Genomic DNA, 14,996 nt, shown 5'->3' with positions numbered 1-14,996 from the left:
GGGATATGAAGCTTCGATACGCCGCCGTACCATCCGCGCGGCCCGCTTCCGGCCGTCCCCTGTTTCCGACTTTCGATGACCCCCCCAGATCCCTCGCGGACGCGCGTTCTGTCCGTGGCCGACACGCTGCGCACCCGCATCTTCGACGGTGCGATCGCCCCCGGCGCCCACCTGATGGAGATTTCGCTCGCCAACGAGCTTGGCGTGTCGCGCACCCCTGTGCGCGGCGCCATGGCGCGGCTGGCCGACGAGGGGTTGCTGGTCTACCACCCGCAGCGGGGTTTCCAGGTGCGCCGTTTCGACGCCAAGGACGTGTTCGACGCCTTCAGCGTGCGCGCCACGCTCGAAGGCATGGGCTGCCGCCTGCTCAGCGAGCGTGGCCTGGACGGCGAGGCGCTGGCCGAACTGACGGCCATGGTCGACGAGCAGCATGCGCTGCTGCATGACAGCGGCGAATGGACCGACGAGCGGGCCGACCTGTGGCAGGACCTGAACCAGGCTTTCCACCACAAGCTGCTGTCGCTGGCCGACAACCGCTGGCTCAGCGAGGCCGTGCAGCGCGCCTGCCAGCTGCCGGTGATCTTCGACAGCCGCTCGCGCCCGCACAGGCACGACGCCGCGATGCTGCTGTACCGCCACAGCCAGGCCCTGCAGGCGCTCGAAGAGCACCGCTGCATCGTCGAGGCGCTGGGCCGGCAGGAGGCCTCGGGCGCCGAAGCCGCGATGCGCGAGCACATCAACGCCAACCGCGACCTGCTGGTGCTCTACCTGCGCCAGAGCGCCGGCCGCACCCGCGCACTCGCCTGATCAGCCGCCGCGCGCCACCGGCGCCATGAGGTAGGCCCCCGACTCGAACAGCTGCGCCTCGGCCTGGTCGATGCGCCGGATCACCGGCTTGCCCGCGCGGCTCGCCAGCAACTCGACCAGCGCTTCCGTCACGGCCACGCCGGCCGCCACCGACGGGAAGAACGAGGGGCTGTGGATGGTGAAGAGCAGCGTCTCGTCCGCCAGCAGCGACAGCGGCGAGGTCACGCTGTCGGTGATCGCCACGATGCGGCAACCGGCCGCCTTCGCGGCCTCGGCCACCTGCAAGGCTTCGCGCGAGTAGGGCGCAAAGCTCGCCACCACCAGCGCGTCGCCCTTGGCGAAGGCGCGCTGCTGCATCTCGAGCGAGCCGCCCTGGCCGTCCACCAGGTGCACGCTGGTGCGAAAGAGCCGGTACACGTACACGAACGAGAAGGCGATCGGAAAGCAGGCGCGAAAGCCCGCCGCGTGCACGGCCGGCGCCTTCTCCAGCAGCGCGCAGGCCTTGAGCAGCGCCGGCCCGCTCTGCTGGTGCGTGAGCTCCAGGTTGCGCCGCTGCACCTCGAACATCTCGCCCGCCAGGCCCTGGTCGGCGACGCGGCCCACCAGCTGCTTGGCGCGCCCGCCGTAGGTCTCGGTGCCCAGGCCCATGTCGGCGGCGAAGGCCTCCTTCAGCTGCGGCCAGCCCTCGAAGCCCAGATGCTGGGCGAAGCGCACCAGCGTGGCCGGCGTGCTCTGCGCGCGCGTGCCGACGTTGCGCATCGAGCCCGTGACCACTTCGTTGGGGTGGTCGAGCACGTAGCGCGCGACCTGCTGCAGGGCAGGGCTCAGCTCGTTGAAACGCTGGCGGATCAGTTCTTTGGCGCCCATGGCGGTGTCTCTTTTCGTGCGGTGTCTGGAACGAATGTACCGGAGCAGGGAAATCCCGGGAGTTGACGGAACAAATGTTCCAAACAATAATTCAACCGAAACGTTAGTTCCAAACACAGGCCCCGCTTTTCCCTCGCCATGACGCACGTCTTCCACCGCCATCTTCGCCAGACCCCGCCTGTTGCCGCCAGCGCGCAGGGCATGTTCATCCGCGACGCCGAAGGGCGCGAGTACCTCGATGCCTCGGGCGGCGCGGCCGTGTCCTCGCTCGGCCACGGCCATCCCGAGGTCATGGCGGCCATGCACGCGCAGATCGACACACTGGCCTACGCCCACACCAGCTTCTTCACGAGCGAGGTGGCCGAGCAGCTGGCCGACGAACTGGTCGGTTCTGCCCCCGAAGGCATGAGCCACGTCTACCTCGTGAGCGGTGGCTCGGAGGCGGTGGAGTCGGCGCTGAAGATGGCGCGCCAGCACTTCGTGGAAATCGGCCAGCCGCAGCGCACGCACTTCATCGCGCGCCGCCAGAGCTACCACGGCAACACGCTGGGCGCGCTCGCGGTGGGCGGCAACGCCTGGCGGCGCGAGCCCTTCGCGCCCATCCTCGTGCCGGCCACGCACGTCGCGCCGTGCTACTCCTACCGCGAGCAGCGCGCCGATGAAAGCGCGGAGCAGTACGGCCTGCGCCTGGCGGCCGAGCTCGAAGCGGCCATCGTCGCGCAGGGCGCTGACCGCGTGATCGCCTTCGTGGCCGAGACCGTGGGCGGTGCCACCGCCGGCGTGCTCACACCGGTGCCGGGCTATTTCAAGGCCGTGCGCGCCGTGTGCGACAAGTACGGCGTGCTGCTGATCCTCGACGAGGTGATGTGCGGCATGGGCCGCACCGGTTCGCTGCATGCCTGCGAGCAGGAGGGCGTGGTGCCCGACCTGATGACCATCGCCAAGGGCCTGGGCGGCGGCTACCAGCCGATCGGCGCGGTGCTGGCGCAGCGCCGCATCGTCGAGGCCATGTCCAAGGGCAGCGGCTTCTTCCAGCACGGCCACACCTACCTGGGCCATCCGATGGCCTGCGCGGCGGCGCTCGCGGTGCAGCAGGTGATCCGCCGCGACGGCCTGGTCGCCAAGGTGCGCGAGGACGGCGTTGCCTTCGGCGCGATGCTGGCCGAGGCGCTGGGCGAGCACCCGCACGTGGGCGACATCCGTGGGCGCGGCTTCTTCTGGGGCGTCGAGCTGGTGGCCGACCGCGCGAGCAAGAAGCCCTTCGATCCGGCCCTGGCCGTCAACGCGCGCCTCAAGAAGGACGCGATGGCGCGCGGCCTGCTGTGCTACCCCTTCGGCGGCACGGTGGACGGGCGCCAGGGCGACCACGTGCTGCTGGCGCCGCCGTATATCGCGACGCGTGACCACCTGCGGGAGATCGTCGCGCGGCTCGCCGCCTCGGTCGACGCGGTCACGCGCGGCGCGACGCGCTGAGCCACCGCCCCTTTTTCTTCAACCGCCGTTCCGAGGAGCGTTCCATGCCCCAGCTTCGCCCGTCGCTTTCCATCGCCGCCGCCTTCGCGCTGGCCCTTGCCGCCCTGGCACCGACCGCTCCCGCGCAGGCGCAGCCCGCCAACGACACGCTCGCCAAGATCAAGGCCAGCGGCGCCATCACCTTCGGCTACCGCGAGGCCTCGTTCGGCTTCTCGTACCTGGACGCCAACCTCAAGCCCGTGGGCTACAGCATCGAGATCTGCAACCGCATCGTCGACGCGGTGAAGACCGAGCTGAAGCTGCCGGCCGTCGAGGTCAAGTACCAGGCGGTGACCTCGGCCAACCGCATTCCGCTGGTGCAGAACGGCACGGTGGACATCGAGTGCGGCTCCACCACCAACCTGGTCGAGCGCCAGTCGCAGGTGGCCTTCTCGCCGGACATCTTCCGCTACAACGTGCGCACGCTGGTAAAGGCCGATTCGGGCATCAAGAGCATCGCCGACCTGCAGGGCAAGACGGTGGTCACCACCGCCGGCACCACGTCGTTCCGCCTGCTGCGCGCGGCCGACAAGGGCCGCAGCCTCGAGGTGAACCAGCTCTCGGGCAAGGACCACACCGACTCGTTCCTGCTGGTCGAGAGCGGCCGCGCGCAGGCCTTCGTGCTCGACGACATCCTGCTGGCGGGCCAGATCGCCAACGCGCGCAACCCGAAGGACTTCGTCATCACCGGCGAGAGCCTGCGCACCGAGAACCAGTCGCTGATGTTCCGCAAGGACGACCCGGCCTTCAAGGCGCTGGTGGACCGCGTGGTGTCGGGCATGATGAAGTCCGGCGAGATGGAAAAGCTCTACAGCAAGTGGTTCATGTCGCCGATTCCGCCCAAGGGCATCAACATCAACTACCCGCTCAATGCCGAGACGAAGGAGGCCTTTGCCAACCCGTCGTCCAAGGGCATCTGATCTCACCTGACTTCATGACACGCATCGCCCTCATCCACGCGCTCTCACATTCCGTCGCGCCCATCAACGAAGCCTTCGCACGCGACTGGCCCGAGGCCGTGCGCATGAACCTGCTGGACGACAGCCTGTCAGCCGACCTCGCGCGCGACGGCAAGGGGCTCGACGCGGCGATGCACGAGCGCTTCCAGCGCCTGGCGCAGTACGCGGTGGACACGGGCGCGCGCGGCATCCTCTTCACCTGCTCGGCCTTCGGGCCGTGCATCGAGGCGGTGGCGCAGCGGCACGCGGGCATTCCGGTGCTCAAGCCCAACGAGGCCATGATCGAAGAGGCCGTGCAGGGCGAGGGCCGCCTGGGCCTGATCGCGACCTTCGCGCGCACGCTGGAATCGATGCCGCCGGAGTTTCCTGCCGGCATGGCGCTCGAGCTGGCGCTGGCCGAGGGCGCGCTGGCCGCGCTCGATGCGGGTGATGCACAGCGCCACGATGCGCTCATCGCCGAACAGGCCGCGGCGTTGCGCGCACGCGGCTGCACGCGCATTGCCCTGGCTCAGTTCAGCATGGCGCGGGCGCGTGGTGCCTGCGAAGCGGCCAGTGGCCTGCCGGTGCTGACGACGGTCGACAGCGCGGTGCGCGCGCTGCGCCGTCGCGCTTCAGTGTGAGCCGCCGTTGCCGACGACCGTGACCAGCGTGGTCATCGCCACCTGCGCGGCCTCGCCGCGCGCGAGCGGACGGCCCGGGCCGGCGTTGCCGCTGTCGGTTTCCAGGCCCTGCGCCAGGCGGCGGTAGATGTCCGACGAGGGCATGGTCGCCGCCGTGCCGAGCGCGTCGCAGTAGGTGTCGGTGAGCACGGCGGCCAGCCGTTCGCGCTCGGCGTAGCACAGCACGGGCGCGTCGGCGGCGAAGACCGACGCCACGCAGTGCATCAGGTAGGCCTGGGTCTCGAGCGAGAAGGCCTGCTGGCGCACGTAGTCTTCCACCGCGTGCCAGAAGAGGGTGTCGGAGGTGCGGCGCCAGCTTTCGAGCACCTTGCGCGACTTGGCGACCAGGTCGGCGTGCGCGTCGTGCGGCTCGCTCGGGCGCAGCGCCAGGCCCTGCAGCGTGAGCGCGGCCACCGGGCCGGCCGCACCGAGCAGGAAGCTCCAGAACTTCCAGCGCGCAAACCATTTCTTGTCATGGGCCGGGCCCAGCGGCTCCAGCAACCGGAAGTCGATGCACAGGGCGGCGTCGGCCTGCAGGCCGGAGGCCATGCGGTCGGCCTCCACGTGGCCCTGCGCGACGATGCAGGCGCTGGCGCCGCAGCGGTCGATGTCGGCCAGACGCTGGGTCAGCTGGCGCAGCTCGTGGGCCGAGGCGCCGGTGGCTTCGGCCACGCGCAGCATGCCGTGGCACTGCTCCCGCTCCAGCTGGCAGGGGCTCTTGAGACGGTCTTCGACATGGTCGTCGAGCGTCGAGGGGCGTTCTTCTGCGACGCAGTCCTCGAGTTCACTCCCGGTGGTGAACGTTGACATGGATGCTCCTTCGGGCGCAGATGAATAACTGTTATCAATATGTATTAACGCGCCGAGGTCGAACATCACCTGAACTAGGTATTTCCGTGGGCGGGCTGCCTCGTGTTCCACCGGCGGAACGGCGCCTGAACAGGGCCTGACCGATGGCCTCGCCATAATTGCCGCTCTTTCAAGGAGTACGCGTGGATATCGTTTTGCTGGTCAAGGCCGCTGTCATGGGCATCGTGGAGGGTCTGACCGAATTCCTGCCGATCTCGTCGACCGGCCACCTCATTCTTGCGGGCTCGCTGCTGGGCTTCGACGACGCCAAGGCCAAGGTGTTCGACATCGCCATCCAGACCGGCGCGATCTTCGCGGTGATCCTGGTCTACTGGCAGAAGATCCATTCGACCGTGGTGGCGCTGCCGCGCCAGCCCAAGGCGCGCCGGCTGGCGCTGAACATCGTCATCGGCTTCCTGCCCGCGGTGGTGCTGGGCCTCTTGTTCGGCAAGATGATCAAGGCGCACCTGTTCATCCCGACCGTGGTGGCCAGCACCTTCATCATCGGCGGCTTCATCATCCTGTGGGCCGAGAAGCGCCCGCCCGGTTCGGTGCGTGTCGAGCACGTGGACGACATGACGCCCTGGGACGCGCTCAAGGTCGGCCTGGTGCAGTGTTTCGCGATGATCCCCGGCACCAGCCGCAGCGGCTCGACCATCATCGGCGGCATGCTGCTGGGCCTGTCGCGCCAGGCGGCGACCGATTTCTCGTTCTTCCTGGCCATTCCGACGCTGATCGGCGCGGGCGCCTACAGCCTCTACAAGGAGCGCGCGCTGCTGTCGGTGGCCGACATTCCGATGTTCACGGTGGGCCTGGCCTTCTCGTTCATCAGCGCATGGCTGTGCGTGCGCTGGCTGCTGAAGTACATCAGCACGCACAACTTCATTCCGTTCGCGTGGTATCGCATCGCCTTCGGCATCGTGGTGCTGGCCACGGCGTGGACCGGCGCGGTGGTCTGGGCGGAATAAGCCAGCAGCCTCAGGCCGCCGCGCCCAGCAGCGCGCCGGCGGCCTTCGCCTCCCGCCGCACGGCGATGGCGATCGGCCCGTCGATCGACGGGTCGAACCCGCCCGTGGCACCCAGCGCGGTGATCACGGCGCACACCCTTCCTGCGTAGTCGTACACCGGTGCCGCCACGGCGCTGATGCCGCGCAGGTAGGTGTCCCTCACGATGGCGCAGTGCGCCTGCTGCACCTCGCGGCGCAGCGCGCCGATGGGGTCGTCGGCATCGAGCAGAGCGCGCATGTCCTCGGTGGCGTCGGCCAGTTCCTGCTCGGCCAGCGCCACCACGCGCGACTCGTCGAGCAGGCCCAGGAAGGCGCGCCCGGTGGCCGACCACAGCATCGACATCACCGAGCCGGCGCGCACGTTCACCGTCACCGGCAGGCCCGGCTCCTCGAAGCGCACGATGGTCGGGCCCTTGTTGCCCATCACCGCGACGAAGCAGGTCACCTCCAACGATTCGCGCAGGCGGATCAGGCAGGGCTCGGCCGCGCGGATCGGGTCGGCCTGGCGCATGGCAGCCAGGCCGATCTGGATCGCCTCGGGCCCCAGGTAGTAGTGCTGCGAGGCGGTGTCCTGGCGCACCAGGCTTTCCTCCATCAGGCTCGCGAGGTAGCGGTGCACCTTGGCCGGGCTCTCGCCCACGTGGGTGGCCAGCGCCGTGAGGCTGCTGCGCCCGCCCAGGTGCGCCAGGCCCTTGAGCACGGCCATGCCGGTCTCGGCGGACTGCACGCGCTGGCGGCGCTCGCGGGGAGGGGAAGGGGGTGCTTCAGCGGGGGAGGTCATGTCGTCCTCATCTTAGGTGGCGGCCTCGGTGGCCGGGTAAACCCGTGGTTTGGTGATTACGCAATGCGTATGATAATTACGCAATACACAATTCCAACCCCGGAGACACCCAGATGAAGATGAACTTCGCCCGCGGCCTTGCGGTCCTGTCCCTGGCTGCCCTGGCCACTGCCGCCAGCGCCCAGACCACCTTCCCCGCCAAGCCGATCCGCTGGCTCGTGCCCTACGCAGCGGGCGGCGGCTCCGACTTCCTCGCGCGCACCGTCGCCCAGACGCTGTCGACCCAGGTCGGCCAGCCGGTGCTGGTGGACAACAAGCCGGGTGGCAACACCGCGCTGGCCGCCGCCGAAACCGCGCGCGCCCCGGCCGACGGCTACACCGTGCTCTCGGCCGACAACGGCACGCTGGTGTTCAACCCGGCGCTGTACAAGTCGCTGAGCTACAGCCCCACCAAGGACCTGGCGCCCGTCACGCTGATGGGCAAGTTCCCGATGATCCTGGTGGTCGGCGCCAACTCGGGCTTTGCCACCGCCAAGGACTTCATCGCCCAGGCCAAGGCCAAGCCGGGCGGCATCAACTACGCCTCGGCCGGCGCGGGCAGCCCGCACCACCTGGCGATGGAACTGCTGAAAGTGGAGGCCAAGCTCTTCATGGTCCACGTGCCGTACCGCGGCGCGGCGCCCGCGCTGGCCGACGTGGTCGGCGGGCAGCTGCCGGCCATGATGGTCGACATGGCCGCCGGCGCCGGCTTCATCAAGGGCGGCAAGGTGCGCGCGCTGGCCGTGGCCAACCCCACGCGCCTGCCGCAGCTGCCCGACGTGCCCACCTTCGCCGAGCTCGGCTACAAGAACGTCGAGGCCGCCGCGCTGGTCGGCGTGGTGGTGCCCGCGGCCACGCCGGCCGACGTGGTGAACACGCTCAACCGCCAGCTGGTGGCCGCGATCCACGAGCCCTCGGTGAACAAGCGCATGGTCGACTTCGGCGTCGAGCCCGTGGGCAACACGCCCGCGCAGTACACCGAGCTGCTCAAGGCCGAGACCGCGCGCTGGCACAAGCTGATCCGCGACCTGAAGATCACGCTCGACTGAGTCTGCTGCCATGTCCGACACCGCCATGCCTTCGCGCACCTCCGGTTGCCCCGTCGCGCACGGGGCGCTCTCCGCCGAGCGCACGCCCACCGGCTGCCCCGTGAGCCAGCGCGCCGCCGAGTTCGACCCCTTCGAGGACGGCTACCAGCAGGACCCGCCCGAGTACGTGCGCTGGGCCCGCGAGCAGGAGCCGATCTTCTACAGCCCCAAGCTGGGCTACTGGGTGATCACGCGCTACGACGACATCAAGGCGGTGTTCCGCGACAACCTCACCTTCAGCCCGTCGAACGCGCTGGAGAAGATCACGCCCACGGGTGAAGAAGCCAACGCCGTGCTCGCAAGCTACGGCTTCGCGCTCAACCGCACGCTGGTGAACGAGGACGAGCCGGCCCACATGCCGCGCCGCCGCGCGCTCATGGACCCGTTCACGCCCGAGGCGCTGAAGCACCACGAGCCGCTGGTGCGCGAACTCGCGCGCAGCTATGTCGACCGCTTCATCGACGACGGCCGCGCCGACCTCGTCGACCAGATGCTGTGGGAGATTCCGCTCACCGTGGCGCTGCACTTTCTCGGCGTGCCCGAGGAAGACATGGACACGCTGCGCAAATACTCCATTGCGCACACCGTCAACACCTGGGGCCGCCCCAAGCCCGAGGAGCAGGTGGCCGTGGCGCACGCGGTCGGCAACTTCTGGCAGTACGCCGGCAAGGTGCTCGACAAGATGCGCCAGGACCCCGACGCGCCGGGCTGGATGCAGTACGGCATCCGCAAGCAGATGCAGCACCCCGAGGTCGTCACCGACTCGTACCTGCACTCGATGATGATGGCCGGCATCGTGGCCGCGCACGAGACCACCGCCAACGCCACCGCCAACGCCGTGAAGCTGCTGCTGCAGCACCCGCAGGTGTGGCAGGAGCTGTGCGACGACCCGGGCCTCATTCCCAACGCGGTGGAAGAGTGCCTGCGCCACAACGGCTCGGTGGCCGCCTGGCGCCGGCTGGTCACCAAGGACACGCAGGTCGGCGGCGTCGACCTGCCGGCGGGCTCGCGCCTGCTGATCGTCACCTCGTCGGCCAACCACGACGAAGGCCACTTCGCCGATGCCGACCTGTTCGACATCCGCCGCGACAACGCCAGCGACCACCTGACCTTCGGCTACGGCTCGCACCAGTGCATGGGCAAGAACCTGGCGCGCATGGAGATGCAGATCTTCCTGGAGGAGTTCACGCGCCGCCTGCCGCACATGCGCCTGTCGGAGCAGCGCTTCAGCTACGTGCCCAACACCTCGTTCCGCGGCCCCGAGCACCTGTGGGTCGAGTGGGACCCGCGCGCCAACCCGGAGCGCGCCAACGCGGGCCTGCGCGACGTGCAGGTGCCGGTGCGCATCGGCGAGCCTTCAGCGCACGCCATCGCGCGGCCCGTGGTGGTCGAGCGCGTGACGCCGGTGGCCGACGGCATCGTGCGCCTGCGCCTGGTTTCGCCCGACGGCAAGCCGCTGCCGCGCTGGACGCCGGGCTCGCACATCGACGTGGAATGTGGCTCTCCCGAGCTGTCGCGCCAGTACTCGCTGTGCGGCGACCCCGACGAAGCCCACGCGCTGGAGATCGCCGTGCTGCACGAGCCCGAAGGCCGCGGCGGCTCGGCCTGGGTGCATGCGAACGTGAAGGCGGGCGACCGCCTGCGCATCCGCGGCCCGCGCAACCACTTCCGGCTCGACGAGTCGCTGCCGAAGGCGATCTTCATCGCCGGCGGCATCGGCATCACGCCCGTGAGCGCGATGGCGCGGCGCGCCAAGGCGCTGGGCATGGACTACGAACTGCACTACAGCGGCCGCAGCCGCGCGAGCATGGCCTTCGTCGACGAGCTGGCCGCGCTGCACGGCGAGCGCCTGCACGTGCATGCCGCCGACGAAGGCCGGCGCAACGACCTGCGCGCGCTGCTGGCCACGCCCGTGCCCGGCGCGCAGGTGTATGCCTGCGGCCCGCTGCGCATGCTCGAAGCGCTGGAAGATTGCTGCGCCGCGTGGCCCGAGGGCGCGCTGCGCGTGGAGCATTTCGAATCGACGCTGGCCACGCTCGATCCGTCGAAGGAACACGCCTTCGAGGTGGAGCTGAAAGACTCCGGCCTCGTCATCACCGTACCGCCCGACCAGACCTTGCTGACGGCCCTGCGCGCGGCCAACGTCGATGTGCAGAGCGACTGCGAGGAAGGCCTGTGCGGTTCCTGCGAAGTGCGCGTGCTGGCCGGCAAGGTCGATCACCGCGACGTGGTACTCACGCGCAGCGAGCGCGATGCGAACACGAAGATGATGGCCTGCTGTTCGCGTGCCTGCGACGGGCGGCTGGTGCTCGAACTCTGAGGTTTTTCGCCGCGCATTGATTCATCGCAAGTGTTTCGCGGCACGCCCACCGCACAGTGGGGCGTGCCGAATCGGCACCTCACCGAAGGAACCATGTGATGAAGACGAGAACCACCGCGGCCCTGCTTTTCACGGCGCTGCTTGCCGGCCCCGTGCTGGCCGCCACCTGCGACATCGAGATCGAAGGCAACGACGCGATGCAGTTCAACAAGACCGCCATCGCCGTACCGGCCAGCTGCAAGCAGTTCACCGTGAAGCTCAAGCACGTCGGCAAGCTGCCCAAGGCCGCGATGGGCCACAACTGGGTGCTGAGCAAGGCCGCCGACGCGCAGGGCGTGGCGGCGGACGGCATCGGCGCGGGGCTGGACAAGGCCTACGTGAAGCCGGGCGATGCTCGCGTCATCGCGCATTCGAAGGTCATCGGCGGCGGCGAGACCGATGCCGTGAGCTTCGACGTGAGCAAGCTCAAGGCGGGAGACAGCTATGCGTGGTTCTGCTCGTTCCCGGGGCACGCGTCGCTCATGAAGGGCACGCTGGCGCTGGTCAAGTAGGCGCCGCGCCGCCCAGGGGCATCCGCAGCACCACCTGCGTCTCGCCGGGGCGCGACTGCAGCTGCAGCTGCGCGCCCAGGCGGCGTGCCCGCGCCCGCAGGTTGCGCAGCCCCGCGCCGCCGCTCACGCCGTCCACTGCAAACCCTCGGCCGTCGTCGCGCACGCTGAGCTGCAACTCGGCGCCCGCGCGCGCCACCGTCACGTCCACGCGCCGGCCTGCGCTGTGCTTGAGCACGTTGGTCAGCGCCTCCTGCAGGAAGCGCATCAGGTCCAGGCTCTGCGAGGGCGCGAGTTCGAGCGTGTCGATGCCCGAGACCTTCCAGCGGCAGTCGATGCCGTTCGCGTCCAGCAGCTGCGCGCTGCGGTAGCGCAGCGGCGCCAGCAGCTCGCCGAGCGCGCGCGCCCCGTCGTCGCGGCCGGTGGCGTCGATGATCAGCCGCAGGTCGTCGCGCAGGCTCTTGAGCATCGCCAGCAGCTGCGGCGCGCTGAGGTGCTCGGGCGTGCGCTCCAGCGTCGCGATGCTGCCCACCAGCATGCCGCCCAGGCCGTCGTGCAGGTCGCTCACCAGGGCCACGCGCTCGCCGATGCGCGCGTGCGCGAGCTCCAGCGCGTGCTGCTGCGCGAGCGTGGACGCGAGTTCGGCCTTGGCGGCGTTCACTTCCTCGATCAGCTCGGTGTTGAAGTTCTCGATGCGCCGCAGGCTCTGCACGAAGCGCCCGGCCTGCGTCAGCGCCATGCCCAAGAGCAGCACGTACGAGGACATGGTCGTGTAGTAGATGTTGCTGTCGATCACCTGCGTGAACACCAGCAGGTCGTGCGCGCCCGTGAGCGCCGACACCGCCATGAACGGCGCGAGCGAACGCATCGGGCTGCCGCGGTGGCGCAGCGCGTGGAAGATGCCGCTGCTGTTCACCACGATGATCGTGAGGCCGCCCACCAGCGTCCAGATCGCGCGGTGCGTGGGCAGGTTGGCGGTGCCCGCGAACCACAGGTCGAGCACGCCCACGGCCGCCACTGCGAACGCCGCGATCTCCAGGCGCGGCAGGCGCCGCCCGGCAAAGCGCAGCACGAACACGCCATACGACACGCTGAAGAACAGCAGCAGCGAGGTGTTCAGCGCCTGCCAGCTGTGATTGCTGGCAAAGGGCCACGGACTGGTGGCGATCTGGTTGTAGCCGAACAGCAGCCACAGCACCGACATCGCCGCGAACCAGCCGTAGGCCGTCTCGCGCCGGCGCAGCAGCCACCACGCCGCGAAGAAGGCCGACACCGCCGCGCTGGTCGCCAGGCCGAACACCTGCAGGTCGCGCCGCATGAGCTGCTCGCGGCCGAACTCGGCCTGCATGGCCGCGGGCGTGCCCAGGCTCACCGGCCCCAGCCCGGCCTGGTAGGCCGACAGGCCCGACACGCGCACCAGCAGCGTGTTGGTGCCGGCGCGCAATTGCGGCGCGTCCAGCAGCCAGTAGCGCGGCGAGTTCCATGCGCGCGTGAGCGGCTCGACCAGGCTGCGGTCGCGCCAGATCGTCGTGCCGTTGAGCGAGACCTCGCCGGCCATGTTCAGGTAGTGCAGCAGCAGCCCGGTTTCGGCCACCGGCGCGGGCTGCTCCCAGGTCAGCCGATACCAGACCACGCCGTCGAAGCCGGGCCAGCGCGTGGCCCAGCTGTCGGGCAGGGCGATGGGCGTCCAGCCGTCGGCGGGTGGGGTCGTGTCGTCCCAGCCGGTGCCGCGTGCGGCTTCGGCGCGAAGTTCGGGAACCACCGGTGTTTGTGCGTGCGCGCTGCCCGACGAGAGCAGCAGCCACAGGGCCCACAGCAGCAGGCCCGCAAGGAACCTCAGCGCAGCAGGCCCTGCCGTCGGCCCTGGTAGACCGCCTCGGTGCGCGAGTTGACGGCCAGCTTGCGGTAGATGTTCTTGGTGTGGCATTCCACGGTGAGTCTGGAGATCGACAGCGCCTCCGCCATGTCGCGGTTGCTCATTCCTTGCGACACGAGCTCGAGGATTTTGCGCTCGCGCGGCGTCAGCATGACGGGCGTGGTGGCCGGCGTCAGCGACGGGTCGTCGGGCGGCGAGGGCAGGCCGGGCAGCTGGGTCGCGACCCAGCCGAGGATGCGGCGCGCGATGGCCGGGTCGATCGGCGCGCCGCCTTGCTCGATGCTGCGCAGCGCGATGCTGAGCTCGAGGTCGTCGCGTTCCTTCAGCAGGTAGCCGATGGCGCCGGCACGCAGCGCCGCGAAGATCACGGCCTCGGTGCGCCAGGCCGAGATCACCACGGCGGGCACCAGCCGGTGGTGCACGTGCATCCACTCGATCAGGTCGACGCCGCTGCCGTCGGGCAGGCCGATGTCGATCAGCGCCACACCGAAATGCTGCTGCTCCAGCAGCGAGCGGGCCGAGGTCAGGCTGTCGGCCCAGGCGATCTGGGGCTCGTCGCATCCGAGTGTCGACAGCACGTACGCCAGGCGCTCGCGCATCGCCGGATCGTCTTCGACCACCAGCGCGGGGCTCAGCGAGACCACTTCAACGTCTTCCAGGAGAGGGGCAGACATAGGACGACATTTTTGAGCCGTGGTGTACGTGGTGCAACGTTTTTTCTTAAATGAAACGACTGTTTCTAAAGTTCCTATTTGTATCTTGATGTTAATTCAAAGCGACCACAACCCTAATCGAGGATGACCCCTCCGCTCAGGTTGACTATTGCCCCGGTCATGGCCCCGGCCAGCGGCGAGGCCAGGAACACTGCGGTGCCCGCGAGCTGGTCCAGCGAGGGCAGGCGTTCGACCAGCAGCCCGTCGGGCCGCGCGGCCAGCATCTGCTCGACCGTGAGGCCCATGCGCTCGGCCGCCGGGCGAAACACCTCGCCGCTGTGCGAGCCCGCGGCCACCGCCTCGGGAATCGCGTGCGAGCGGATGCAGGCCGTGCGGATGCGAAAGGCCGCCAGCTCGCCCGCCATGTGGCGCGCGAGCCCCTCCACGCCGGCGCAGGCCACGGCATGTCCGAGGTACCCGGGGCCGGGTAGGCGCGAGGCGGGCGTCGACACCGACAGGATCACGCCGCCGCCGCGCGCCGCCATGTGCGGCGCCACGGCCTTGGCGGTGAGGAAGTTGGCGCGCGTGTAGGCGTGGATGGGGAGGAAGAAGTCCTCCAGCGACAGCTCGGCCAGTGGCCGGCCCTGCACATGGAAGACGCCGACGGCGTTGAACGCGAGGTCGATGCCGCCGGCCTGCTCGGCCACCTCGGCCGCGTGGCGCAGCATCGCGGCCTCGTCCAGCGCGTCGACCACCGCGGCCTGCGCGCGGCCGCCGGCTTGGGTGATGTCTCGCACCACCGCGTCGAGCTTGTCGCGGTTGCGGCCGGTGATGAACACGCGGGCGCCTTCGCGTGCAAAGGCGCGGGCGACGGCGCCGCCGAGGGCACCGCTGCCGCCGTGGATCACGGCGCAGCGGTCTTGCAAGGACTGGACATTCGAGGGCATGAGAGCTTCTCCTTGGCGTGAATGGCGACCCGCGACATGCGGGCGCTCGTTCCAAGGACGGCGCAGGCCCAGCTGATCCGACAG

The 14,996-nt window shown here is 69.5% G+C and carries 14 protein-coding genes; 8 read left to right on the top strand and 6 right to left on the bottom strand.

What is annotated here, in order from left to right; translation table 11 throughout:
- Positions 1–75: 75 nt before the first annotated feature.
- Positions 76–807, top strand: a complete 732-nt coding sequence (locus FFI97_RS02825; RefSeq protein WP_139704448.1) for a GntR family transcriptional regulator — start codon at positions 76–78, stop codon at positions 805–807.
- Here FFI97_RS02825 and FFI97_RS02820 read toward each other — a convergent pair whose 3' ends face one another.
- Complete coding sequence (locus FFI97_RS02820) at positions 808–1,674, bottom strand: MurR/RpiR family transcriptional regulator (protein WP_095746150.1); 867 nt, start codon at positions 1,672–1,674, stop codon at positions 808–810.
- 138 nt (positions 1,675–1,812) lie between these two features.
- Between FFI97_RS02820 and FFI97_RS02815 the strand changes: the two genes are divergently transcribed.
- The 3 genes from FFI97_RS02815 to FFI97_RS02805 are packed head-to-tail and all read left to right on the top strand — an operon-like array spanning position 1,813 to position 4,765.
- Positions 1,813–3,147: an aspartate aminotransferase family protein gene (locus tag FFI97_RS02815; RefSeq protein ID WP_139704450.1), complete on the top strand. Its 1,335-nt coding sequence runs from the start codon at positions 1,813–1,815 to the stop codon at positions 3,145–3,147.
- A gap of 44 nt (positions 3,148–3,191) precedes the next feature.
- Complete coding sequence (locus FFI97_RS02810; protein WP_139704452.1) at positions 3,192–4,106, top strand: transporter substrate-binding domain-containing protein; 915 nt, start codon at positions 3,192–3,194, stop codon at positions 4,104–4,106.
- Between the two features lie 14 nt (positions 4,107–4,120).
- The gene (locus FFI97_RS02805; protein WP_139704454.1) at positions 4,121–4,765 is read left to right on the top strand and encodes an aspartate/glutamate racemase family protein; all 645 of its coding nucleotides are present in this window, start codon (positions 4,121–4,123) and stop codon (positions 4,763–4,765) included.
- On the opposite strand, the gene FFI97_RS02800 is transcribed toward FFI97_RS02805, so the two are convergent.
- On the bottom strand, positions 4,757–5,614 hold the full coding sequence (locus tag FFI97_RS02800) for a hypothetical protein (protein ID WP_139704455.1): 858 nt from the start codon (positions 5,612–5,614) through the stop codon (positions 4,757–4,759). The genes FFI97_RS02805 and FFI97_RS02800 overlap by 9 nt on opposite strands.
- 182 nt (positions 5,615–5,796) lie before the next feature.
- Here FFI97_RS02800 and FFI97_RS02795 point away from each other — a divergent pair, with 182 nt between their 5' ends.
- On the top strand, positions 5,797–6,621 hold the full coding sequence (locus FFI97_RS02795; RefSeq protein ID WP_062474913.1) for an undecaprenyl-diphosphate phosphatase: 825 nt from the start codon (positions 5,797–5,799) through the stop codon (positions 6,619–6,621).
- A gap of 10 nt (positions 6,622–6,631) precedes the next feature.
- Here the strand turns inward: FFI97_RS02795 and FFI97_RS02790 are convergent, their stop codons facing one another.
- Positions 6,632–7,441 carry an IclR family transcriptional regulator gene (locus FFI97_RS02790; RefSeq protein ID WP_139704458.1) on the bottom strand — a complete coding sequence of 270 codons (810 nt, stop codon included), beginning with the start codon at positions 7,439–7,441 and terminating at the stop codon, positions 6,632–6,634.
- 113 nt (positions 7,442–7,554) lie between these two features.
- On the opposite strand from FFI97_RS02790, the gene FFI97_RS02785 reads away from it, so the two are divergent.
- From FFI97_RS02785 to azu, 3 genes are all read left to right on the top strand, one after another.
- Complete coding sequence (locus FFI97_RS02785; protein WP_139704460.1) at positions 7,555–8,529, top strand: Bug family tripartite tricarboxylate transporter substrate binding protein; 975 nt, start codon at positions 7,555–7,557, stop codon at positions 8,527–8,529.
- Positions 8,530–8,539: 10 nt separating this feature from the next.
- Positions 8,540–10,888, top strand: a complete 2,349-nt coding sequence (locus FFI97_RS02780) for a cytochrome P450/oxidoreductase (protein ID WP_139704462.1) — start codon at positions 8,540–8,542, stop codon at positions 10,886–10,888.
- A gap of 98 nt (positions 10,889–10,986) precedes the next feature.
- On the top strand, positions 10,987–11,439 hold the full coding sequence (gene azu / locus FFI97_RS02775) for an azurin (RefSeq protein ID WP_139704464.1): 453 nt from the start codon (positions 10,987–10,989) through the stop codon (positions 11,437–11,439).
- On the opposite strand, the gene FFI97_RS02770 is transcribed toward azu, so the two are convergent.
- From FFI97_RS02770 to FFI97_RS02760, 3 genes are all read right to left on the bottom strand, one after another.
- A complete protein-coding gene (locus FFI97_RS02770; RefSeq protein WP_139704466.1) occupies positions 11,432–13,363 on the bottom strand; it encodes an ATP-binding protein in 1,932 nt (643 codons plus the stop codon). The two genes, azu and FFI97_RS02770, sit on opposite strands and share 8 nt — an antisense overlap.
- Positions 13,273–13,986: a response regulator transcription factor gene (locus FFI97_RS02765; protein WP_062474925.1), complete on the bottom strand. Its 714-nt coding sequence runs from the start codon at positions 13,984–13,986 to the stop codon at positions 13,273–13,275. Before FFI97_RS02765 ends, FFI97_RS02770 begins: the two co-directional genes overlap by 91 nt.
- Before the next feature lie 113 nt (positions 13,987–14,099).
- Positions 14,100–14,912, bottom strand: a complete 813-nt coding sequence (locus FFI97_RS02760) for an SDR family NAD(P)-dependent oxidoreductase (RefSeq protein ID WP_139704468.1) — start codon at positions 14,910–14,912, stop codon at positions 14,100–14,102.
- Positions 14,913–14,996 lie beyond the last annotated feature (84 nt).

This window comes from Variovorax sp. KBS0712, assembly GCF_006323185.2.
GTDB classification, from domain to species: domain Bacteria; phylum Pseudomonadota; class Gammaproteobacteria; order Burkholderiales; family Burkholderiaceae_C; genus Variovorax; species Variovorax boronicumulans.
This window is presented reverse-complemented; position numbering and strand designations above follow the sequence as displayed.

What these genes read in the sequence shown, in the direction of transcription:
- FFI97_RS02825 (WP_139704448.1), top strand. Translation starts at nt 76, where the DNA reads ATGACCCCCCCAGATCCCTCGCGGACGCGCGTTCTGTCCGTGGCCGAC.
- FFI97_RS02820 (WP_095746150.1), bottom strand. Translation starts at nt 1,674, where the DNA reads ATGGGCGCCAAAGAACTGATCCGCCAGCGTTTCAACGAGCTGAGCCCT.
- FFI97_RS02815 (WP_139704450.1), top strand. Translation starts at nt 1,813, where the DNA reads ATGACGCACGTCTTCCACCGCCATCTTCGCCAGACCCCGCCTGTTGCC.
- FFI97_RS02810 (WP_139704452.1), top strand. Translation starts at nt 3,192, where the DNA reads ATGCCCCAGCTTCGCCCGTCGCTTTCCATCGCCGCCGCCTTCGCGCTG.
- FFI97_RS02805 (WP_139704454.1), top strand. Translation starts at nt 4,121, where the DNA reads ATGACACGCATCGCCCTCATCCACGCGCTCTCACATTCCGTCGCGCCC.
- FFI97_RS02800 (WP_139704455.1), bottom strand. Translation starts at nt 5,614, where the DNA reads ATGTCAACGTTCACCACCGGGAGTGAACTCGAGGACTGCGTCGCAGAA.
- FFI97_RS02790 (WP_139704458.1), bottom strand. Translation starts at nt 7,441, where the DNA reads ATGACCTCCCCCGCTGAAGCACCCCCTTCCCCTCCCCGCGAGCGCCGC.
- FFI97_RS02785 (WP_139704460.1), top strand. Translation starts at nt 7,555, where the DNA reads ATGAAGATGAACTTCGCCCGCGGCCTTGCGGTCCTGTCCCTGGCTGCC.
- FFI97_RS02780 (WP_139704462.1), top strand. Translation starts at nt 8,540, where the DNA reads ATGTCCGACACCGCCATGCCTTCGCGCACCTCCGGTTGCCCCGTCGCG.
- azu (WP_139704464.1), top strand. Translation starts at nt 10,987, where the DNA reads ATGAAGACGAGAACCACCGCGGCCCTGCTTTTCACGGCGCTGCTTGCC.
- FFI97_RS02770 (WP_139704466.1), bottom strand. Translation starts at nt 13,363, where the DNA reads ATGCCACACCAAGAACATCTACCGCAAGCTGGCCGTCAACTCGCGCAC.
- FFI97_RS02765 (WP_062474925.1), bottom strand. Translation starts at nt 13,986, where the DNA reads ATGTCTGCCCCTCTCCTGGAAGACGTTGAAGTGGTCTCGCTGAGCCCC.
- FFI97_RS02760 (WP_139704468.1), bottom strand. Translation starts at nt 14,912, where the DNA reads ATGCCCTCGAATGTCCAGTCCTTGCAAGACCGCTGCGCCGTGATCCAC.